This is a genomic window from Sphingomonas rubra (assembly GCF_900115745.1).
GTDB lineage: Bacteria > Pseudomonadota > Alphaproteobacteria > Sphingomonadales > Sphingomonadaceae > Sphingomonas > Sphingomonas rubra.
This window is the reverse complement of sequence record NZ_FOXP01000009.1, coordinates 131823-153088: the sequence shown is the minus strand read 5'-3', so window position 1 is coordinate 153088 and position 21266 is coordinate 131823. Positions and strand designations below refer to the sequence as shown.

General features: G+C 70.5%; 23 protein-coding genes. 15 read left to right on the top strand and 8 right to left on the bottom strand.

Annotation, left to right across the window (positions count from 1 at the left end):
• Positions 1-214: 214 nt before the first annotated feature.
• The 6 genes from BM145_RS12260 to BM145_RS12235 form a co-directional block, all read right to left on the bottom strand.
• Positions 215-1150: a winged helix DNA-binding protein gene (locus tag BM145_RS12260; RefSeq protein ID WP_143090184.1), complete on the bottom strand. Its 936-nt coding sequence runs from the start codon at positions 1148-1150 to the stop codon at positions 215-217.
• Between the two features lie 19 nt (positions 1151-1169).
• On the bottom strand, positions 1170-2672 hold the full coding sequence (locus BM145_RS12255; RefSeq protein WP_093333929.1) for an NAD(P)(+) transhydrogenase (Re/Si-specific) subunit beta: 1503 nt from the start codon (positions 2670-2672) through the stop codon (positions 1170-1172).
• 3 nt (positions 2673-2675) lie between these two features.
• Positions 2676-2957 (bottom strand): NAD(P) transhydrogenase subunit alpha part 2, encoded by a 282-nt coding sequence (locus BM145_RS12250; RefSeq protein ID WP_093333928.1) that lies wholly within the window; start codon positions 2955-2957, stop codon positions 2676-2678.
• Positions 2958-2959: 2 nt separating this feature from the next.
• On the bottom strand, positions 2960-3319 hold the full coding sequence (locus tag BM145_RS12245) for an endonuclease domain-containing protein (protein ID WP_245739310.1): 360 nt from the start codon (positions 3317-3319) through the stop codon (positions 2960-2962).
• 110 nt (positions 3320-3429) lie between these two features.
• Complete coding sequence (locus BM145_RS12240; protein ID WP_093333927.1) at positions 3430-4551, bottom strand: NAD(P) transhydrogenase subunit alpha; 1122 nt, start codon at positions 4549-4551, stop codon at positions 3430-3432.
• Between the two features lie 4 nt (positions 4552-4555).
• Positions 4556-4714, bottom strand: a complete 159-nt coding sequence (locus BM145_RS12235) for an aa3-type cytochrome c oxidase subunit IV (RefSeq protein ID WP_425441096.1) — start codon at positions 4712-4714, stop codon at positions 4556-4558.
• Positions 4715-4808: 94 nt separating this feature from the next.
• Between BM145_RS12235 and BM145_RS12230 the strand changes: the two genes are divergently transcribed.
• The 6 genes from BM145_RS12230 to msrA all read left to right on the top strand — a co-directional run bounded on the left by BM145_RS12230 (position 4809) and on the right by msrA (position 11280).
• Positions 4809-6224, top strand: a complete 1416-nt coding sequence (locus BM145_RS12230) for a sigma-54-dependent transcriptional regulator (protein WP_093333974.1) — start codon at positions 4809-4811, stop codon at positions 6222-6224.
• Positions 6225-6523: 299 nt separating this feature from the next.
• The gene (locus BM145_RS12225; RefSeq protein ID WP_093333925.1) at positions 6524-7261 is read left to right on the top strand and encodes an SDR family NAD(P)-dependent oxidoreductase; all 738 of its coding nucleotides are present in this window, start codon (positions 6524-6526) and stop codon (positions 7259-7261) included.
• Position 7262: 1 nt separating this feature from the next.
• Positions 7263-8996, top strand: a complete 1734-nt coding sequence (gene pabB / locus BM145_RS12220) for an aminodeoxychorismate synthase component I (protein WP_093333924.1) — start codon at positions 7263-7265, stop codon at positions 8994-8996.
• Positions 8997-9029: 33 nt separating this feature from the next.
• On the top strand, positions 9030-10229 hold the full coding sequence (locus BM145_RS12215) for a pyridoxal phosphate-dependent aminotransferase (RefSeq protein WP_093333923.1): 1200 nt from the start codon (positions 9030-9032) through the stop codon (positions 10227-10229).
• A 252-nt stretch (positions 10230-10481) separates the two neighbouring features.
• Positions 10482-10625: a hypothetical protein gene (locus BM145_RS16090; protein ID WP_177200196.1), complete on the top strand. Its 144-nt coding sequence runs from the start codon at positions 10482-10484 to the stop codon at positions 10623-10625.
• Between the two features lie 22 nt (positions 10626-10647).
• Complete coding sequence (msrA, locus tag BM145_RS12210) at positions 10648-11280, top strand: peptide-methionine (S)-S-oxide reductase MsrA (RefSeq protein ID WP_425441095.1); 633 nt, start codon at positions 10648-10650, stop codon at positions 11278-11280.
• Between the two features lie 134 nt (positions 11281-11414).
• On the opposite strand, the gene pdeM is transcribed toward msrA, so the two are convergent.
• Both pdeM and BM145_RS12200 read right to left on the bottom strand, forming a co-directional pair.
• Entirely contained in the window at positions 11415-12077 is a 663-nt protein-coding gene (gene pdeM, locus BM145_RS12205) for a ligase-associated DNA damage response endonuclease PdeM (protein WP_093333921.1), read from the bottom strand.
• A gap of 34 nt (positions 12078-12111) precedes the next feature.
• The gene (locus BM145_RS12200) at positions 12112-12588 is read right to left on the bottom strand and encodes a MarR family winged helix-turn-helix transcriptional regulator (protein WP_177200195.1); all 477 of its coding nucleotides are present in this window, start codon (positions 12586-12588) and stop codon (positions 12112-12114) included.
• An 82-nt stretch (positions 12589-12670) separates the two neighbouring features.
• Here BM145_RS12200 and hppD point away from each other — a divergent pair, with 82 nt between their 5' ends.
• From hppD to BM145_RS12155, 9 genes are all read left to right on the top strand, one after another.
• Complete coding sequence (hppD, locus tag BM145_RS12195) at positions 12671-13735, top strand: 4-hydroxyphenylpyruvate dioxygenase (RefSeq protein ID WP_218149659.1); 1065 nt, start codon at positions 12671-12673, stop codon at positions 13733-13735.
• Positions 13736-13941: 206 nt separating this feature from the next.
• Positions 13942-15231 carry a homogentisate 1,2-dioxygenase gene (gene hmgA, locus BM145_RS12190; protein WP_093333919.1) on the top strand — a complete coding sequence of 430 codons (1290 nt, stop codon included), beginning with the start codon at positions 13942-13944 and terminating at the stop codon, positions 15229-15231.
• A 129-nt stretch (positions 15232-15360) separates the two neighbouring features.
• Positions 15361-15993 (top strand): maleylacetoacetate isomerase, encoded by a 633-nt coding sequence (gene maiA, locus BM145_RS12185; RefSeq protein WP_093333918.1) that lies wholly within the window; start codon positions 15361-15363, stop codon positions 15991-15993.
• Positions 15990-16367, top strand: coding sequence for a Rieske (2Fe-2S) protein (locus BM145_RS12180; RefSeq protein ID WP_093333917.1), 378 nt, complete (start codon positions 15990-15992; stop codon positions 16365-16367). Before maiA ends, BM145_RS12180 begins: the two co-directional genes overlap by 4 nt.
• Before the next feature lie 172 nt (positions 16368-16539).
• Positions 16540-17313, top strand: coding sequence for a bifunctional hydroxymethylpyrimidine kinase/phosphomethylpyrimidine kinase (gene thiD / locus BM145_RS12175; protein WP_093333916.1), 774 nt, complete (start codon positions 16540-16542; stop codon positions 17311-17313).
• A gap of 1 nt (position 17314) precedes the next feature.
• Complete coding sequence (locus BM145_RS12170; RefSeq protein ID WP_093333915.1) at positions 17315-17992, top strand: ribonuclease HII; 678 nt, start codon at positions 17315-17317, stop codon at positions 17990-17992.
• Between the two features lie 116 nt (positions 17993-18108).
• The gene (locus tag BM145_RS12165; protein ID WP_093333972.1) at positions 18109-19248 is read left to right on the top strand and encodes a site-specific DNA-methyltransferase; all 1140 of its coding nucleotides are present in this window, start codon (positions 18109-18111) and stop codon (positions 19246-19248) included.
• 12 nt (positions 19249-19260) lie between these two features.
• Positions 19261-20319, top strand: a complete 1059-nt coding sequence (gene folP, locus BM145_RS12160; protein WP_093333914.1) for a dihydropteroate synthase — start codon at positions 19261-19263, stop codon at positions 20317-20319.
• A 48-nt stretch (positions 20320-20367) separates the two neighbouring features.
• On the top strand, positions 20368-21252 hold the full coding sequence (locus tag BM145_RS12155; RefSeq protein ID WP_093333913.1) for a bestrophin family protein: 885 nt from the start codon (positions 20368-20370) through the stop codon (positions 21250-21252).
• Positions 21253-21266 lie beyond the last annotated feature (14 nt).

The following is a 21266-nucleotide window of genomic DNA, read 5'->3' as shown; positions in this document are numbered from 1 at the left end:
ACGACGCACAACGGCCTTCGCGGGCGCTCACCAACCGGACGCTCAGCCTTGTACGACCTGCTCCTTCCGTCATGCCGGGCTCGTCCCGGCATCCAGAGCCACGGACGGCGGCGCTGCTTGGTTGTGGATGCCGGGACGAGCCTGGCGTGACAGCGAGAATGCGCGCGGGTTTAACCGTGTTCGGGAGCACGATCGCTACACGCCGCGCGCGCACCTACGCGATCGGCACCCCCGCGCGCCTGGTCGCCGCGACATAGCCGCCCATGGCCTTCACCGCGCGCGGCGACAGCGCCATGAAGGCGCGGCGGCGATCGGCCGGGTCGGGTTGCCGCTCGAACAGGTGCAGCTCGGTCATCTTGCCGATCCAGCGCAGCGCCGTAGTCGGCGCCACCGCCGCGGCGATGCACAGGCTCGACACCGACACGCGCCCGCCCTCCAGGTACGAGGCGTAGAGGTCGAGCAGCATGTCCCAGGCCGGGTCCTCGAACAGGTTCTCGCCGAAGAAGCCGTCGCGCATCCGCCGGCCGCGGATCGTCTGGCGGATCGCGGCGGGATCGACCTCGGTCGCGGGCGGCGCGAAGCCGAAGGAGAGGTGCCGGTCGCCGACCTCGTCGCCGCCCCCGCCCTCGCCGCGCTTGGCGAGCCGGGCGAGCACTTCCGCGATCCGCGCCACCTCCTCGTTCAGCTTCTTCAGCCGCTCCGCCTCGCCCTCGCGCCAGCCGTCCGCCAGCATCGTCTCGCCCGACGCCTGCCCCGCCACCGCGATCGCCGCGACCCGCTCGGCAAGCGAGGGTTCGCAGAGCAGTTGAGCGCCCGGCCCCATCAGCGCCTCGGCGACCAGGTCGATCTGCGCGCGCCCCAGCACCGCGACCACGTGCAGCCCGCGCGCCTCTGCCAGCTCGCGCACCAGCGGCAGCCCGGCCGCGAGCACGTCGTCGGACACGCCCTCGGCCTCCACCACCAGCACCGGCTGGCCGGGCGACGCGTCCGCCACGGCGCCCGCGTCGTCCCAGCCGATCGTCGCCAGCAACCGTCCGCCAGCGAGCGCGATCGCCTCGTCTGCCTCGGTGACGAATGCCGGCTCGGCCACCAGCACCACGTCGAACCCGTCTCCACCCGGCCGATCCTGCACGCCGTCTCTCCGATCCATTCCCGTCGTCGACACCCGTTCAACCGAGCGCCTTGACGATCTCCTCGACCATCTTCTTGGCATCGGCGAGCAGCATCATGGTGTTGTCGCGGTAGAACAGCTCGTTGTCGACGCCGGCATAGCCGACACCGCCCATCGACCGTTTGATGAACAGCACCGTGCCCGCCTTCTCCACGTCGAGCACCGGCATGCCGTAGATCGGCGAGCTCTTGTCGGTCTTCGCCGCCGGGTTGGTCACGTCGTTGGCGCCGATCACGAAGGCGACGTCGGTCTGCGCGAAGTCGGCGTTGATGTCCTCCAGCTCGAACACGTCGTCGTACGGCACGTTCGCCTCGGCGAGCAGCACGTTCATGTGCCCCGGCATCCGCCCCGCGACGGGGTGAATGGCGTATTTCACCCGGACGCCGTGTTCCTTCAGCTTGTCCGCCATCTCGCGCAGCACGTGCTGCGCCTGCGCCACCGCCATGCCGTAACCGGGCACGATCACGACCTGCCCGGCTTCCTTCATCAGGAACGCCGCGTCCTCGGCCGATCCGCGCTTCCACGGCCGGTCGATCGCCTCCCCGCCCGCGCCGCCGCCCGCCACCGCGCCGAAGCCGCCGGCGATCACGCTGATGAAGCTGCGGTTCATCGCCCGGCACATGATGTAGCTCAGGATCGCGCCCGACGATCCGACCAGCGCGCCCGTCACGATCATCGCCGTATTGCCCAGCGTGAACCCCATCGCCGCCGCCGCCCAGCCGGAATAGCTGTTGAGCATCGATACCACGACCGGCATGTCCGCGCCGCCGATCGGCACGATCAGCAGGAAGCCGATGATAAAGGCGAACGCCGTCACCAGCCAGAAATCGAGCGGCGACTGCGTGGCGTAGAAGCCGTAGGCGAAGAAGGCGATGGCCAGCGCCATCCCCAGATTGATCGCGTGCCGCTGCGGCAGCAGGATCGGCGATCCCGACATGGTGCTGTTCAGCTTCAGGAACGCGATGACCGAGCCCGAGAAGGTGATCGCGCCGATCGCCACGCCCAGGATCAGCTCGATCCGGCTGACCTGGTGGATGACCGCGAACGGCTGCCCGATCATCGGCGTGACGATGTCCGCGATCCCGAACGCCGCCGGATTGAGGAACGCCGCGACCCCGACCAGCACCGCCGCCAGACCCACCAGCGAGTGGAATGCCGCCACCAGCTGCGGCATCGCCGTCATCGCGATGCGACGGGCGGTCGTCAGGCCGATGACCGCGCCGAGGGCGATGGCGGCGAGGATTTCGACGACGGGTACCCAGTCAACTCTCGGCTTGGCCCAGTCATCTAAACCGACTGCACCGGGCGGCAACACGTCTACGATCACCGGCACGTGCGTCACCAGTGTGGTGACGACCGCGATCGCCATCCCCGCCATGCCCAGCCGGTTACCGCGCCGCGACGTGGCAGGGTGCGACAGCCCGCGCAGCGCCAGGATGAAGCACACCCCCGCGACCAGATAGGCGAAGGCGACCCAGGGGCTCTGCGCGACCTCGTGCACCGATCAGCGCTCCTTCTTCTTGTACATCGCCAGCATCCGCTCGGTCACCGCGAAGCCGCCGAAGATGTTGACGCTCGCCAGCACCACCGCCGTGAGCCCCAGCCACTTCGCCCCCGGCACCCCGGCGGCGGCGGAGGCGACCAGCGCGCCGACGATGATGACCGACGAGATCGCGTTGGTCACCGCCATCAACGGCGTATGCAGCGCCGGCGTCACCGACCAGACGACGTAATAGCCGACGAAACAGGCAAGCACGAAAATCGACAGGATCGACACGAAGGTCATGATTACTCCTGATCCTCCCCGGCACGGGGAGGGGGACCGCTCGCCGCAGGCGAGGGGTGGAGGGGCGCCGCAGCAAGCGCGACGATGGATGAAGCAGCGTCGTCGGCGTTCCGCAAAACGTCGATCGCGAGTACGCGCAAGATGCGAAAACCCATGGCCCGCAACGAAGCGTCCCGGCGTGCATCGCGCTCGAGCGAGCCGGCGGCGGAATGTATCTCGCCATCGACTTCGACGACCAGCCTGGCAGCGGCGCAGTAGAAATCGACCGTGATCCCGTCGCACACCGGATGCTGCCGCCGGAACCGCATACCCTGCGGCGAGCCCCGCAGCCGCTGCCACAGCAGCACCTCCGGATAGCTCATCGCCCGTCGCAGCACACGGGCGCGTTCCACGTGGGGCGGCACGCGTGGCGGCGCCCCTCCACCACTCCGCTCACCACGCAGAGCGGTCCCCCTCCCCGTGCCGGGGAGGATCAAGACCGCAACCTCTCGCTCACCACAGCACCATCCCTGGTCAGCCGGATCGCGTTGCCGATCTCCGCGTCGAGCACCGGCCGCCTGGCCTCCTTGTTCCAGAACGCGCTCAGGAAATTGTACAGGTTGCGGCTGAACAGCGCGCTGGCATCCGCCGCCAGCCGGCTCGGCACGTTGCGGTGGCCGACGATCTTCACCCCGTGCCGCTCCACGACCGCGCCCGCGACCGAGCCCTCGACGTTGCCGCCCTGCTCCACCGCCAGGTCGACGACGACGCTGCCCGGCCGCATCGTCTGGAGCTGCGCGTCGGAGATCAGCCGCGGCGCCGCGCGGCCGGGGATCAGCGCGGTGGTGACCACCACGTCCTGCCGAGCAAGGTGCGCCGATACCAGCTCGGCCTGCGCCGCCTGATATTCGGGGCTCATCTCGCCCGCGTAGCCGCCGGCGCCCTCGCCCTCGATCCCGGCCACCGTCTCGACGAACACCGGCTTGGCGCCGAGCGACTGGATCTGCTCGCGCGTCGCCGAGCGGACGTCGGTGGCGGACACCTGCGCGCCCAGTCGCCTGGCGGTGGCGATCGCCTGCAACCCCGCGACGCCGACGCCCATCACGAACACGCGCGCCGCCGCCACCGTGCCCGCCGCCGTCATCATCATCGGAAAGGCGCGGCCATACTCGGCCGCCGCGTCGAGCACCGCCTTGTAGCCCGACAGGTTCGATTGCGACGACAGGATGTCCATCGACTGCGCGCGGGTGATGCGCGGCATCCACTCCATCGCCAGCGCCTCGATGCCGGCGGCCGCGTAGCCGTCGACCCGCGCCCGCTCGGCGAGCGGATTGAGGCTCGCGACCAGCCACACGCCGGGCCGCACGCCGGCGAGCGTCGCCGCGTCGGGCCCCTGCACCGCCAGCACCACGTCCGCCCCCGACAGCGTCGCCACCCGGTCGCCGATGCTCGCCCCCGCCTCGGCATAGCCGGCGTCGGCGAAGCCGGCGGCGGCGCCCGCCCCCGCCTCGACGGCGACGGTCGCGCCCAGCGCGGCGAACTTCTTCGCGGTCTCCGGCGTCGCGGCGACGCGTTTCTCGCCGTCTGCTGTTTCCTTCAGGACGGCGATCTTCATGTGGCTACGCGATCAGCCAGATGACGGCGGCGACGATGATCGCCACGCCGACCGACCCCCATTTCAGCATCCCGATCATCTTGCCGTAATCGGCGACGTGCGCGTTCAGGTCGGTCTGGTCGGCCACGGCCTCTTCCCCATGTCGTTTCGGGTCGGACCCTATCGACGTGCGCGCACCACCTCAAGTGGGGTGACGTTTAAGTCGTCCTTTACCGCCCACCGCTACCAACCGTGCCGAACCGGGACGGATGAACCAGATGACGCGCAACGGCCAGCGGATGCTATTGCTGATCGACGACGAGCCCGCGCAGCGCCGGCTCGTCTCCGCCCTCGCTGCGCGCGCCGGCTGGCGCTCGCTGTTCGCGGGCGACGGCGAGATGGCGGTCGCCACACTCGGCACGCAGGACGGCCAGCAGCTCGACGCCATCCTGCTCGATCACTGGGCGGGCGGGACCGAGGCGGCACGGCTGATCGCCGAACTGCGCACTCACCGGCCCGCCCTTCCCATTCTGGTCCTCACCGCCAACGGCTCGGCCGAGCAGGCGGTGTCGGCGATGCGCGCGGGCGCGACCGATTTCCTGGTTAAGCCGCTCGCGCCCGATCGCCTGCTCGACGCGCTGGAGGCGGCGGTTTCCAGTTCGCTCGCGGGCGAGCTGCGGCCGCTCAGCGAGAAGATGTCGGCGATCCTCGGCTTCGACGAGATCGTCGGCTCCTCGCCCGATTTCCGCGCCGCGCTCGCCATCGCCGCCAAGGCCGCCCGCGCCCGCGTCCCCGTGCTGATCGAGGGCGAGCACGGCGTCGGCAAGGAAGTCATGGCGGAGGCGATCCACGCCGCCTCGCCCCGATCCAGGCGGCCGATGGTCCGCATCAACTGCGGCGCGCTGCCCCGCAACCTGATCGAATCGGAATTGTTCGGGCATGAGCGTGGTGCCTTCACCGGCGCGTTCGAGCGCAAGATCGGCCGCCTGCAGGAGGCGGACGGCAGCACCGTGTTCCTGGACGAGGTCGGCGAGATCCCGGTCGACGCGCAGGTCAAGCTGCTGCGCATGATCCAGACCGGCGAGGTGCAGCCGCTCGGCAGTCGCCACAGCCGCACGGTCGACGTGCGCGTCATCGCCGCCGCCGATGGCGGGCTCGCCGCGGAGGTGGCGGAGGGGCGGTTCCGCGAGGATCTCTTTCACCGCCTCAACGTCGTGCCGGTGACCATCCCGCCCTTGCGCGAGCGGGCCGGCGACGTGCCCGCGCTCGCCCGCCACCTGCTCGCGCGCATCGCCCGCCAGCCGGGCCTGCGCGCACTCGGCATCACCGACGACGCGCTGCAGCTGCTCGGCGAATATGACTGGCCGGGCAACGTCCGCCAGCTCGGCAACGCGCTGTTCCGCGCGGCGGTGCTGTGCGAGGGCGACGCGCTGACCCGCGCCGACTTCCCGCAGATCGCCGCGCTTGGCGGCCGGCGCGAGGCATCTGTCGCCGCGGCGACGGCGGGCGGCATCACGCTCTATCGCCCCGACGGCAATCTGCGCCCGCTGGAGGATATCGAGGCCGACGTCATCCGCCTCGCCATCGGCCATTATCGCGGTCGCATGACGGAGGTCGCCCGCCGGCTGGGGATCGGCCGCTCGACCCTCTACCGCAAGCTCGGCGAACTGGGGATCGACAACGCCGCCGCGTGACGCGGGTGTTTCTTGCGCGGCAAGGCGCGAGCGACCAGACGACCGTCGACCACACCAGTACCCCGGCGAAGGCCGGGGCCCAGGTGAGAAAGCCTCGCGTGAGACGCAGCGCCTCTCATCAGCGTCCCTTAACTGGGCACCGGCCTTCGCCGGGGTGCAGAAGCACGAGAGCCGATAGCCTGCCCTCACGGCAAGCAGGCTGAGCCACTCCCCCTTCGCAACACCTTCGCGCCGTCGCGCGAACACCCCTTCTCCCTCCCGCCCCTCGACTTCGTGCCCGCCGGACGGCAGGAGGAGGCATGACCCGCGGCATCCTCCTCGTCACCGGCGCCGCATCGGGTATCGGCCGGGCGACCGCGCGCCTCCTCGCCGACACGGCCGAGCGGCTGGTGCTGGTCGACCGCGACGCCGACGCGCTCGCCCGCCTCACCCTCCCCTGCACCGTCGACCTCCTGCCCGGCGACGTCGCCAGCGAGGCGTTCTGGGACGAGGCCGCGCCCTATCTCGGCGGCCTTACCGGTGCGGTGGTCAACGCAGGGGTGGCCGGCGCCGCCGCAATCGAGCGGCTCGACTGGGCCGAGTGGCGCCGCATCCTCTCCGTCAACCTCGACGGCGCGTTTCTGACGATCCGCGCCGCGATGCGCGCGATGGAGGGGGCGGGGGCGATCGTGGCGGTGTCGTCGGCGGCGGGGATCAAGGCGGAACCCGGCATCGCCGCCTATGCCGCGTCCAAGGCCGGGCTGATCCAGCTGGTCCGCGTCGCCGCCAAGGAAGGCGCCGCGCGCCGCCTCCGCGTCAATGCCATCGCCCCGGCCGGCGTCGAGACGCCGGTGTGGGACGCGGTGCCGATGTTCGCGGACCGCGCCGCGGCGATCGGCCGCGACGCCGCCTTCGCGGAGATGGCCGCGGCCGGCACGCCGCTCGGCCGCTACGCCAAAGCCGAGGAGATCGCGCGCCAGATCGCGTTCCTCCTGTCCGACGACGCGGCGCTGGTCACCGGCAGCGTGCTGGTCAGCGACGGCGGCTACACGCTCTGAGATGGACGCGCCTTTCGTCCTCCTCGACGACGCCCGGCCCCGCGGCGAGACGCGCCTCTACCGCGATCCCGTGGAGGTGGTGGAGGCACGCAGCGCGGCGGAGATCGCCCCCGCACTCGACCGCCTCCGCGCCGCCGGCGCCCGCGGCCTCCATGCCGCGGGCTATCTCGGCTACGAGGCCGGGGCGGCGTTGGAGCCGAAACTGCCGCCGCCCGCTGCCGACGCGCCGCTCCTCTGGTTCGGCCTGTTCGAGCAGTGGCAGCCCTTCGACCCGGCCGGCCTGCCCGACCCCGCCGGTGCCTGGATCGGCCGCCCCGATCCCCAGGTGTCGCGCGCGGCGTACGAGGACCAGGTGCGTGCCGCGCTGGACCTGATCGCGGCGGGCGACCTCTACCAGGTCAACCTCAGCTTCGCCGCCACCGTGGCGCTGGTCGGCGACCCGCTCGCCGCCTTCGCGCAGCTCCGTGCCCGCGCCGCGGCCGGCTACGGCGCCGTCGTCGCGACCGGGCGCGAGACGCTGCTCAGCCTCTCGCCCGAACTGTTTTTCCGGCTCGACGGCGACCGCCTCACCTGCCGGCCGATGAAGGGCACCGCACGCCGCGCCGACGATCCCGTGCACGACCGCGCCGCCGCCGCGCACCTCGCCGCCGATACCAAGCAGCGCGCCGAGAACCTGATGATCGTCGACCTGATGCGCAACGACCTCGCGCGTGTCGCCGTCGCCGGATCGGTCGCGGTGCCCGAGCTGTGGACGGTGGAGCGATACCCGACGGTCCACCAGCTCACCTCCACCGTCACCGCCAAGCTCGCCCCCGACCGCACCGCGGTCGATGTGCTGGCCGCCGCCTTTCCCTGCGGCTCGATCACCGGCGCGCCCAAGGTCCGCGCGATGGAGGCGATCGCCGCGATCGAGCAGCGCCCGCGCGGCACCTATACCGGGTCGATCGGCCGCATCGACGCAGGGGGCGATGCCGAATTCAACGTCGCCATCCGCACCCTGTCGCTCCTGGACGGCGCCGCCACCCTGTCGCTCGGCGCCGGCATCGTCGCCGACAGCGATCCCGCCGCCGAATGGGCGGAATGCCTGGCCAAGGGCGGATTCGTCGGCGACGGCCTGCCTCGTTTCGACCTGGTGGAGACAATGGCGTTCGATCCGGTCGAAGGAATCGCGCTGCTCGACCGTCATCTCGCGCGCATGAAGGCCAGCGCCGACGCGCTCGGCTTCGCCTTCGATCGCCACGCCGCGCGCAACGAATTGCAGGCCGCCACCTTCCGCCTGCGCGAGGCCCGGCGCCTGCGCCTGCTGCTGGCGCCGTCGGGCAAGGTCGCGATCGAGGTCGCGGCGATGCCGCCCGTGCCCGCCGGTCCGCTGTCGGTAGCGATCGTACCGCTGCCGGTTGCCGCCGCCGACCTCCGACTGCGCCACAAGACCAGCGCGCGCGCCTTCTACGACGACGCCCGCCGCGCCGCGGGCACGGATGAGGTCGTGTTCGTCCATCGCGGCCTGCTGACGGAGGGCAGCTTCACCTCGATCTTCGTTGAGCGCGACGGCGTCCTCGTCACGCCGCCCGCCGGCCCGCTGCTGCCCGGCGTGCTGCGCGCCGAACTGCTCGCGACCGGCCGTGCGGTGGAGGCGCCGCTCACCCGCGCCGACCTGGCCGGCGGCTTCTTCGTGGGAAATGCGGTGCGCGGCCTTCTTGCCGCGGTTGCGAAGGAAGCCGCCCCGCCGCTATGAGCCGCACGCCATTGCGCGAAAAGGTTCCCGATCATGCAGACATCCGCCGCGCTCGACCGCATCAGCCCGTCGCCGACGCTGGGCGTCACGAGCCGCGTGATGGCGTTGAAGCGGCAGGGCGTCGACGTGATCGGCCTGGGCGCGGGCGAGCCCGATTTCGACACGCCAGACTTCATCAAGGAAGCCGCCATCCAGGCGATCCGCGATGGCCGCACCAAGTATACGCAGGTCGACGGCACGCCCGAGCTGAAGGACGCGATCGTCGCCAAGTTCGCGCGCGACAACCGCCTGTCCTTCACCCCCGACCAGATCAGCGTCAACGTCGGCGGCAAGCACACGCTGTTCAACGCGCTGGTCGCCACCGTCGGCCCGGGCGACAAGGTGGTGATCCCCGCGCCCTACTGGGTCAGCTATCCCGACATCGTGCAATATTGCGGCGGCACGCCGGTGATCGCCCCCGCCGGGCCGGAGCAGGACTACAAGCTCTCGCCCGCCGAGCTCGACCGTGCGATCGGCCCGCGCACCAAATGGGTGATCCTCAACAGCCCGTCCAACCCGACCGGCGCCGCCTACTCGGTCGCCGAGCTGCGCGCGCTGGGCGAGGTGCTGCTCCGCCACCCGCACGTCTGGGTGCTGGCGGACGACATGTACGAGCATATCGTCTACGACGATTTCCGCTTCGCCACGATCGCCGAGGCGGTGCCCGAACTCTTCGAGCGGACGCTGACGGTGAACGGCTGTTCCAAGGCCTATTCGATGACCGGCTGGCGGATCGGCTACGCCGGCGGCCCGGCCTGGCTCATCAAGGCGATGGCCAAGCTCCAGTCCCAGTCGACCTCCAATCCCTGCTCGATCGCCCAGGCCGCCGCCGTCGCCGCGCTGAACGGCGACCAGTCGTTCCTGGCCGACCGAAACGCCGCCTTCCAGCGCCGCCGCGACCTCGTCGTCGCAGGCCTGAACGCGATCCCCGGCATGCACTGCCCGACGCCGGAGGGCGCCTTCTACGTCTACCCCTCTTTCGCCGAGCTGATCGGCAAGACGACGCCGAAGGGCGCCACGATCGCCGACGACGAGGCGTTCGTCACCTACCTGCTCGACGACGCGCGTGTCGCCGCCGTCCAGGGCGCCGCCTTCGGCCTCTCGCCGGCGATGCGGATCAGCTACGCCACGTCGGACGCGCTGCTGACCGAAGCCTGCACCCGCATCGCGGAGGCATGCGCCGCGTTGCGGTAGTTCCGACCCGCGCCACAAAGTCCCCGTCACCCCGGCCTTGAGCCGGGGTCCAGGACCAGGCAGCGCCGCTGCCCGTGGCTCTGGACGCCGGAAGAAGCACCCAAAACCTTGGATGAACGCCGCGCCCAGCGGTCGTTCAGGCCACGCAACCTAATGTTTCAGGACAGTCATCTTGTCGTGACGTAGCCCAGCCACGACATGGCGAGCGCACGTTAACCGCACAGTACGATCGAAGGGCGTAAGGGTTCCCCCATGTTGAACAGTTTCAAATCCAGCTTCGTGTGGCAGTTCGCCGGCGGCTTCGTGCTCGGCGCGGTCGGCCTCGTCGTCCTCCAGCCGGCGGACCGCACGCAGGAGCTCGTCGGCCACTTCACCCCCACCCACCAGGTCCGCTGAGGTGAAGGCCGCGGCGCTCCCGATCGGCCTGCTCGCCGTCGCGGGCGCCGTGCTGCTGGCGCCCGCACACGCCGAGCGCGCCGTGCCGATCCCGGCCGCGCGCGCCGACGTGCCGCGCGCACCCGGTCTCCAGACCGCCGTCCTCGCCGGCGGCTGCTTCTGGGGCATGGAGGCGGTGTTCGGCCACATGAAGGGCGTGAAGTCGGTCACCGCGGGCTATGCCGGCGGCACCCGCGCCACCGCGACATACGACCAGGTCTCGACCGAGAGGACGCGCCATGCCGAGGCGATCCGCGTCGTCTACGATCCCGCACAGGTCAGCTACGCGACGCTGCTGCGCGTCTATTTCTCGGTCGCGCACGATCCGACGGAGGTGAACCGCCAGGGTCCGGACACCGGCCCCAGCTACCGCTCCGCGATCTTTCCGCAGACCCCGCAACAGGCGCAGGTCGCCCGCGCCTATATCGCGCAACTCGGCGCCGCCAGGGCGTACCCCGCCCCGATCGCCACCCGGATCGAACGGGGTGGCTTCTTCCCGGCCGAGTCGTACCACCAAGACTTCTTCGACCGGAACCCGACCCACCCGTACATCGTCCGCTGGGACAAGCCCAAGCTCGCCGCCTTCCGCGCGGCCTATCCAACGCTCTCGCGCTAAGCCGGCCCCCTTCGTCACCCTGGGCTCGTCCCGGGGTCCAGGGCCAAGCAGCGCCACCGCCCGCGACCCTGGATGCCGGGTCACGCCCGGCATGACGGCGGAAGAATTACCGATCTACTCCCGGCGAGACACCACTACGCCGCGATCGGAAACCGCAGCAGCCGATCCTCCACCGGCACCAGCGCCTGCGCGACCCCGCCCAGCGCGCGCCGGAGCGCCGGGTGGTCGACGTCGAGCCCGCCGGTCAGCGACCCGAAGGCCGGCAACACCAGCTTGGTCGCGCTCGCCACGTAGCAACGTCGCGCCACCTGCCGCCCACGCACCCGCACGCGCAGCTTGGGGTGGAAATGCCCCGACAGCTCGGGCCGCGTCTCGCGCGGGTCGGCCTCGTGGCGCAGCACCACGCCGTCGACCACCGCCTCGTCCACCACCTCGCCGCCGCAGCGGTCGACGATCACCGGATCGTGGTTGCCGGTGATCCACGTCCAGGCGGTCGCCCCGGTCAGCGCCCTCAGCATGTCCTGCGCCGCCGCCGGCAACCGCTCGCACCCGCCGACGTCGTGGAAACTGTCGCCCAGGCACCACACCTCGCGCGCGCCGACCGCCGCCACCACCTCCGCCAGCGCCGACAGCGTGGCGAGCGAGTCGTAGGGCGGCAGCAACTGCCCCTTGGTGGCGTACCAGCTGCCCTTCTCCAGGTGCAGGTCGGCCACCATCAGCGCGGCCCTGGCCGGCCAGAACAGCGCGCCCGCCGCGGTCGCGCGCCACTCCTGCCCACCGAACGAAAAGGGAACCATGCCCCAGGCTCCTACGCCGGTCGACTCCGGGGAATCAAGTGGTTAACCGCTCCTCGTCGAGCGCCAGCGCCGCCGCGTCGATCCGCCGCAGCGTCGCCACGAACGCCTCCAGCTCCGCCCGCGGCAGCGCCGCGAACAGCCGCCGCTCCAGCTCCAGCGCCTTGGGCGCCACCGCCGCGTACAGGTCGCGGCCCGCATCGGTCAGCGTCAGCAGGTGCGAGCGGCGATCGTCCGGATTGTCGCCGCGCGCCAGCAGCCCGCGCGCGGTCAGCGCGATCGCCGCGCGACTGACGGTCACCTTGTCCATCCGCGTTCGCTGGCCGATCGCCGCCTGGGTGACGCCCACCCCTTCCGCGATCACCGCCACCAGCCGCCACTCGGGGATGGAGAGGCCGAACATCGCCTCGTACGTCCGCGCGATCCGGTCGCTGACCAGGTTGGAGGTATAAGACAGCCGGAACGGGATGAACGCGTCCAGGCGAAGCTCTTGCGCGGTCGATCGGTCGGCCATGCGCTCCTGCTATCCGTTGACGAGCGCGTCGGAAAGGCGCATCTTGGTATCAATCGATACCAGTTGTGACGAGGATGTGACGATGGACCATATGGACGTGAACCCGATGGGCCTGGACGGTTTCGAGTTCTGCGAGTTCACCTCGCCCGACCCGGACCGCATGGCGGCGCAGCTGGAACAGTTCGGCTTCGTCGTCGCCTCGCGCCACCCGACCAGGGACGTGGTCCGCTACAAGCAGGGCTGCATCAACCTGCTCCTCAACCGTGAGGCGACTGGCCACGCCGCCGACTTCCGCCGCGACCACGGCCCGTCGGCCAGCGCCATGGCCTTCCGCGTGCAGGACGCGAAGGCCGCCTACGACAACGCGATCGCCGCCGGCGCCAAGCCCGCGCCCGCCGGGGCCGCGCTCGACGGCATCCCCGCGCTGGAGGGCATCGGCGGCTCGATCCTCTACCTCGTCGACCGCCACGGCGCCGCCGGCTCGCTCTACGACGACTGGGACCAGGTCCCCGGCGCGGCGGAGGCGGAAGCGGAGAACAATGTCGGCCTCGACCTGCTCGACCACCTCACCCACAACGTCCGCCGTGGCCAGATGCGCACCTGGGCCGAATTCTACGGCCGCATCTTCGGCTTCGAGGAGCAGAAATATTTCGACATCAAGGGCAAGGCGACCGGCCTGTTCAGCCAGGCGATGATCGCTCCCGACAAGGCGATCCGCATCCCGCTGAACGAATCGCAGGACGACAAGAGCCAGATCGAAGAGTTCATCAAGGACTATAACGGCGAGGGCATCCAGCACCTGGCCCTCACCACCCCCGACATCTTCGAGACGGTGGAGAAGCTCCGCGCCCGCGGCGTCAAGCTCCAGGACACGATCGAGACCTATTACGAACTGGTCGACAAGCGCGTGCCGAACCACGGCCATGACCTGGAACGCCTGCGCAAGAACCGCATCCTGATCGACGGCAACGTCGGTGAGGAGGGGCTGCTGCTCCAGATCTTCACCGAGAACATGTTCGGCCCGATCTTCTTCGAGATCATCCAGCGCAAGGGCAACGAGGGCTTCGGCAACGGCAACTTCCAGGCGCTGTACGAGTCGATCGAATTGGACCAGATCCGGCGCGGCGTGGTGACGGTCGACGCGTAAGCGTCGGCCGAACGCGAAGACGCTCGCCCGCGCCCGGCCGGCGGGTAGCGGCGTCCTTGATCCTCCCCGTTCACGGGGAGGGGACCGCCGCTCGCAGAGCGGTGGTGGAGGGGGCTCTCCACCAGCGACACCCCATGAGGAGAGCCCCCTCCACCATGCTACGCATGGTCCCCCTCCCCACGAGTGGGGAGGATCAAGGAGAGAGCATGACCGACTACCTCCCCGGCTTCGGCAACCACGTCTCGACCGAGGCGGTCCCAGGCGCCCTCCCCATCGGCCGCAACTCGCCCCAGCGCCCGCCGCACGGTCTCTACGCCGAGCAACTCTCCGGCACCGCCTTCACCGCCCCCCGCGCCGAGAACCGTAGAAGCTGGCTCTATCGCCTCCGCCCCACCGCGCAGCACCCCGCCTTCACGCGCTACGACGGCGCGCCCCTCTTCAAGACCGCTCCGTTCGACGCCGCGCCGCCGAGCCCCAACCGGCTCCGCTGGGACCCGCTACCCATGCCGACCGAGCCGACCGACTGGCTCGACGGCCTCGTCACCACCGGCGGCACCGGCAACGTCGCCGAACAGTCCGGTGTCGGCATCCACGGCTACGCCGCCAACGCTGATATGGAGCGCGCCTTCTTCTCCGCCGACGGCGAACTCCTGATCGTGCCGCAACACGGCCGCCTCCAGATCGACACCGAACTCGGCCGCCTCGACGTCGCCCCGCTCCAGATCGCCTTGATCCCCCGCGGCGTCCGCTTCCGCGTCGCGCTTCCCGACGGCGAGGCGCGCGGCTACGTCTTGGAGAATTACGGCGCGCTCCTCCGCCTGCCCGACCTCGGCCCGATCGGCGCCAACGGCCTCGCCAACCCGCGCGATTTCGAGACACCCGTCGCCTGGTTCGAGGACGTCGACGCCCCCACCCAGATCGTCCAAAAATTCCAGGGCGGCCTCTGGCAGACCAGCCTCGATCATTCGCCTTTCGACGTCGTCGCCTGGCACGGCAATCTCGCCCCCTGCCGCTACGACCTGACCCGCTTCAACACGATCAACACCGTGTCGTTCGACCATCCGGACCCGTCGATCTTCACCGTCCTGACCAGCCCCAGCGACACGCCCGGCACCGCCAATTGCGATTTCGTGATCTTCCCGCCGCGCTGGATGGTGGCGGAGGACACCTTCCGCCCGCCCTGGTTCCACCGCAACGTCATGAGCGAGTTCATGGGCCTGATCGCCGGCGCCTACGACGCCAAGGAGGGCGGCGGCTTCGTCCCCGGCGGCGCCTCCCTGCACAACCAGATGAACGGCCACGGCCCCGACCAGGCGACCTACGACAAGGCGTCCACCGCCGAGCTCAAGCCGGTCAAGATCGACGGCACCATGGCCTTCATGTTCGAGACGCGCCACGTGGTGCGCACCACCGAATGGGCCAACAGCTCGCCGACCATGCAGCTCGACTATGACGACGTCTGGACCGGCTTCCCCAAGGCGCAGTTGCCCAAGTGACGCGCCCGCCTTCCCTGTACCCCGGCGAAGGCCGGGGCCCAGGTGGGAAAGCCGTCGTGACGACGCGCCGCGCTTCCTCGCCCGCTCACACCAACTGGGCCCCGGCCTCCGCCGGGGAACTGTAGCCCCATGACCCTCACCCTCCACGGCTACTGGCGCTCCGGCACCTCCTACCGCGTCCGCCTCGCGCTCGCGCTCAAGAACATCCCCTACCAGCAGGCGACCCACGACCTCCGCCGCGGCGGGCAGCGCGCCCCCGACTATCTCGCGCTCCAGCCGCAGGGCCTCGTCCCCGCGCTCGACACCGGCGACGCCGTCCTGACGCAGAGCCCCGCCATCCTCGAATGGCTGGAGGAGCGTTACCCCGACCCTCCACTCCTCCCCGCCGACCCGACCGACCGCGCGATCGTCCGCGCCATGGCCGCGCTGATCGCCTGCGACATCCACCCGCTGAACAACCTGCGCGTCCTCACCGCGCTACGCACCGATTTCGCCGCGGACGAGGCACAGGTGAACGCCTGGATCGCCCGCTGGATCGCCACTGGCTTCGCCGCCCTGGAGACCATGGTGCAGCGCCACGGCGCCGGCTTCGCCTTCGGCGACACGCCCACGCTCGCCGACTGCCACCTCGTCCCCCAGCTCTACGCCGCCGAGCGCTTCGCGGTCGACCTCGCCCCTTATTCCGCCCTCGTCGCCGCCGGCGCCCGTCTCCGCGCCCTCGCGCCCTCCGCGCATCCCGATGCGCAGCCCGACGCCGGATGACCGAGCCGGCCACTCCTCAGAGCGAGCGCCTCACCACGACCCCCGCCGGCGTCAAACTCGGCCCGCTCGACGCGATTCCGGACGGCACCGCGCGCAACTACGTCGTCCAGATGCGCGCCGGCCGCTTCCACGGCTTCGTCGTCCGCCGCGCCGACCAAGTGGTTGGCTACGTCGACCGCTGCCCCCACATGGGCCTCCCCCTCGCACAGCAGCTCGACGCCTATCTCACCCCCGATGGCGGCCTGATCGCGTGCAGCTGGCACTCGGCGCTGTTCCGCATCGACGACGGCGCCTGCGTCGGCGGGCCATGCGGCGGCGCGAGCCTCACGCCCTGGCCTGTGCGGGTGGAGGAGGGTCAGCTCGTCACCGCCTGACCGCTGTCCTACACGCCGGCGAATCGCTATGGTGACGGCGAATGACCACGCTAACCCACGATTTTCAAAACGATGGCCGCGGAAAGTTTCGCTCTGAGGGTCAATCGAGTCTAGCAAGTGTGACCTTCGCGGTGATGACGGCGGCCGCGGACCGTGTTCGCGAGCACCAGGCATGACGATCCCGCGCGTCCTTGTCGTCGCCGGCTCCGATTCGGGCGGCGGCGCCGGCATCCAGGCCGATATCAAGACGATCGCCATGCTCGGCGGTCACCCGACCACCGCCATCACCGCCATCACCGCGCAGAACACGCTCGGCGTCCAGGCCGTCCATCCGGTCTCCGCCGACATGGTCGTCGCGCAGATCGACTCGGTCCTGTCCGACATCGGCACCGACGCGGTGAAGATCGGCATGATCGGCTCGGCCGCCATTGCCCACGCCGTCGCCGATCGACTGGAACGCCTCGACGTGCCGATCGTCTTCGACCCCGTGATGATCGCGACCAGCGGCTCCACCCTCGCCGACGCCGCTACGATCGCCGCGTTCGAGCGGCTGATGACCATCGCCTCCGTCGTCACCCCCAACCTCCCCGAGCTGGAGGCGCTCGGCGGCGAGGCGGCGGTGCTGGCGCATGGCTGCCACCTCGCCGCGAAAGGTGGCCATGCCGAAGGCGCGACCGTCACCGACCGTCTGCTCGCTGCCGATGGACGCGAGGTCGCGGTGATGCATGCCGAACGCCTCGACACCCGCGACACGCATGGCACCGGCTGCACCTTCGCCAGCGCGCTCGCCTGCGGCCTCGCCGCCGGCTTGTCGGTCGAGGACGCCTTCACCCGCGCGATCCGCTTCGTCCGCCGCGCCATCCTCGCCGCGCCCGGGCTCGGCCAGCGCCACGGCCCCCTCGGCCACGCGCTCGGCGTCGTGCCCTTCGACCAAGTCGAGCGCTGAGATGCCCGGCCTCGCCCACGAGAAGCGTCACCCCGCCCCCGTCGCGGGCGTCGACGAGGCCGGGCGCGGCCCCCTCGCCGGGCCGGTCGTCGCTGCCGCGGTGATCCTGCCGGATAGGGGCGCACCCCGTGGTCTCGACGATTCCAAGAAGCTCTCCGCCACCGAGCGTCACCGCCTCCACGACCGCCTCCTCGCCTGCGCGCGCGTCGGCATCGGCATCGTCGAGGCGGACGAGATCGACCGGCTCAACATCCACTGGGCGACGATGAAGGCGATGACGCTCGCCGTCGACGCCCTGTTCGCACACGCGGAGGGCGGCCCCGCCCACATCCTCGTCGACGGCAACCGCCTGCCACGCTGGGGCTATGCCGCCACCGCAATCGTCGGCGGCGACGCCGCATCGCGCTCGATCGCCGCCGCGTCGATCGTCGCCAAGCACACCCGCGACCGGATCATGATCGCGCACGCGGAGACCTGGCCGGCCTACAACTGGCATTCGAACAAGGGCTATGGCTGCCGTCATCACCTCGCCGCCCTGCGCGAACATGGCCCCACCCCGCTCCACCGCCGCAGCTTCGCGCCCGTCGCGCGGGCCGAACTGCCGTTCGCCGACGGCATGAGTCTTTCCGGATACACACCGCCGCTGGGGCTTGCCGACGGGCCGAACCACAAGCTCTAGCCACATGACCTGTCCCCTCCCCTCCCTTCATCAATTGGCAAGGTTCTTCGTTAACCAATGCCCGCTTGACGAGGCCGCACGCCGCGGCACGATGCGCGTCGATTAGGGGGATGACGATGGGGGGAGTTCGGACGATCGCGCGGCCACGGCCGGCGCGCCAGGAGGCGGCCCCGCCCGCCTCGCCGCTCCCGCTCGACCAGATTATCCAGGGCGACTGCATCGCCCGCATGCGCGCGCTGCCCGACAAGTCGGTCGACCTGATCTTCGCCGATCCGCCCTACAACCTCCAGCTCGGCGGCGAGCTGTTCCGCCCCGACGGCACCCATGTCGACGCCGTCACCGACGATTGGGACAAGTTCGAGAGCCTCAAGACCTACGACGCCTTCACCCGCGCCTGGCTGGCGGAGGCGCACCGCGTGCTGAAGGACGACGGCGCGATCTGGGTGATCGGCAGCTATCACAATATCTTCCGCGTCGGCGTCGCGGTGCAGGATCTCGGCTTCTGGATCCTGAACGACATCGTCTGGCGCAAGGCCAATCCGATGCCCAATTTCCGCGGCACGCGCTTCACCAACGCGCACGAGACGCTGATCTGGGCGTCGAAGGGCGAGAAGGCGAAATACACCTTCAACTATCGCAGCATGAAGACCTTGAACGACGAGCTGCAGATGCGCTCGGATTGGGAGTTCCCGATCTGCGGCGGCCCGGAGCGGCTGAAGAAGGATGGTCACAAGGTCCACCCGACGCAGAAGCCGGAGGCGCTGCTCTACCGCGTCCTCCTCGCCTGCACCAAGCCGGGCGACGTCGTCCTCGACCCCTTTTTCGGCACCGGCACCACCGGCGCGGTCGCCAAGCGGCTGCGCCGCCGCTGGATCGGCATCGAGCGTGAGGACGGGTATATCGACGCCGCGCGAGCGCGCATCGCCGCCGCACTGCCGCTCGACGAATCGGCGATCGCCACCATGCAGAGCCCGCGCGCCCAACCCAAGGTCGCCTTCGGCACGCTGGTCGAGACCGGTTATCTCGCGCCGGGCACGATGCTGAGCGACGCCAAGCGGCGCTTCCAGGCGATGGTCCGCGTCGACGGCTCGCTCGCCAGCGTCTGCGGCGAGGTGGGCTCGATCCACAAGCTCGGCTGCATTCTCCAGGGCACCCCCGCCTGCAACGGCTGGACCTTCTGGCACCACGAGGCGGACGGCCGCCTCCAGCCGATCGACACGCTCCGCCAGACCTACCTGCTCGCGACGCAGCCGTAAGGCGACCAGAGCATGTCGAACCTGTACCTGCACCCCGTCCAGTTCGTGGACGCGCCGATGGCGTATCCGGACGGCGCCGTTGCGCGCCTCGCAGGCGGGTTGCAATGGTTCGCTGCCTACGAGGTGGTGGACGGAACCAGCCGCCGGATCGTGCCCGTGGCCGAGATCGACATGGCGGGGGAGCGGGCGGCGCTGCTCCATGCACGGATCACCGCGCCGCGGCCCGCGCTGGTGCTGGGCGAGCGGACCTTGCGCTTCGATCAGCCGCTGGTTGCCGGCATCCTCAACGTCACACCCGACAGCTTCTCCGACGGCGGTGCCCATGCCGACGATCCGGCGGGCGCGGCGGCGGCGGGGATCGACATGCTCGCGGCGGGCGCGGCGCTGGTCGATCTCGGCGCCGAGTCGACGCGCCCCGGCGCGGCACTGGTGTGGGAGGGGGACGAGATCGCGCGCGCGCTGCCGGTGGTGGAGCGGCTGGTCGCGGCCGGCGCGCTCGTCTCGATCGACACGCGCAAAGGCGCGGTGATGGAAGCGGCCCTCGGCGCGGGGGCGGCGATCGTCAACGACGTGTCGGCGCTGCTGTGGGACGACCGCGCCGCGGGCATCGTCGCGCAGGCGGGCTGCCCGGTGATACTGATGCACTCGCCCGACCCGGAACGCGGCGGCCATGGCTGCGTCGCCTATCCCGACGTGGTCGGTGCGGTGTTCGCCTGGCTGGAGGGGCGGATCGAAGCGGCGGTCGCGGCGGGGATCGATCGCGCGCGCATCATCGTCGATCCCGGCATCGGCTTCGGCAAGTCGCTCGCCGACAATCTCGCGCTGTTGAACGGGCTCACCGCGCTGCACGGCCTGGGCTGCCCGATCATGCTGGGGGCAAGCCGCAAGCGGCTGATCGGTGCGCTGTCGAACGAGGCGCCCGCCACCGCGCGGCTGGGCGGGTCGGTGGCACTCGCGGTACGTGCGGCGGAACAGGGCGTGCAGATGCTCCGCGTCCACGACGTGGCGGAGACGGTGCAGGCCCTGCGCGTCTGGCGGGGGTTGCGCGACCGGGCACTGGTCGGTCACTGAACCTCTGCTGCGGTGCAGCGTTACGCCCGCCTAAGGAGGAACAGCCGCTTGATCGTCGACGCCACCCCCCGCCTGCGCCAGATCGTCACCGAAGTGTGGCGCCCGCTCCTCGGCCTGTTCGTGTGGGACGTGGTCGTCACCGTCACCTACTACATCCTGCCGTTCCACGCGCCATCGCTGCCCTTGACGCTGTTCGGCTCCGCGCTGGCGCTGTTTCTCGGCTTTCGCGTCAACGCCTCCTACCAGCGCTGGTGGGAGAGCCGCGGTCTGTGGGGGCTGATGATCAACGCGTCGCGCAACCTGGCGCGCGGCGTGCGCAACTTCATGCCCGATCCGTACGCGACCGAGCTGAAGCGGTCGATCGTTCTTCGCCAGATCGCCTATGTCAACGCGCTGCGCTGCCAACTGCGCAAGCGTCCACGCGACGAGGCGGTGCTGAAGTTCCTGTCGATGGACGAGGCGAAGGTCGCCCTCGCCCGCGTCAACACCGCCAACGGGCTGCTCGACGGCACCGGCCGGCGGATCAACGACGCGCGCATGAACGGCTGGGTCGACACCATCCAGCAGACGTCGCTGGAGAGCGTGCTGGTCGACATCGCCAACGCGCAGGGCGGCATGGAGCGGATCAAGAACACGCCGCTGCCCAACCAGTATCGATTCTTCCCGACCTTCTTCACGCGGCTGTTCTGCGTGCTGCTGCCGATCGGGCTGGTCGAGACGCTCGGCTTCGCGACGCCGATCGGCTCGACGATCGCGGGGCTCATGTTCCTGGCGGTGCTCCAGATCGGCGACGACCTGGTCGATCCGTTCGCCGACACGATCCACGACGTGCCGCTCGACGCGATGTGCCGGACGATCGAGATCGACCTGCTCCAGGCGATCGGCGATACGGCGCCGGAGCCGTTGCAGCCGGTCAAGGGCGTGCTGTGGTGACGCACGCCGTCGCT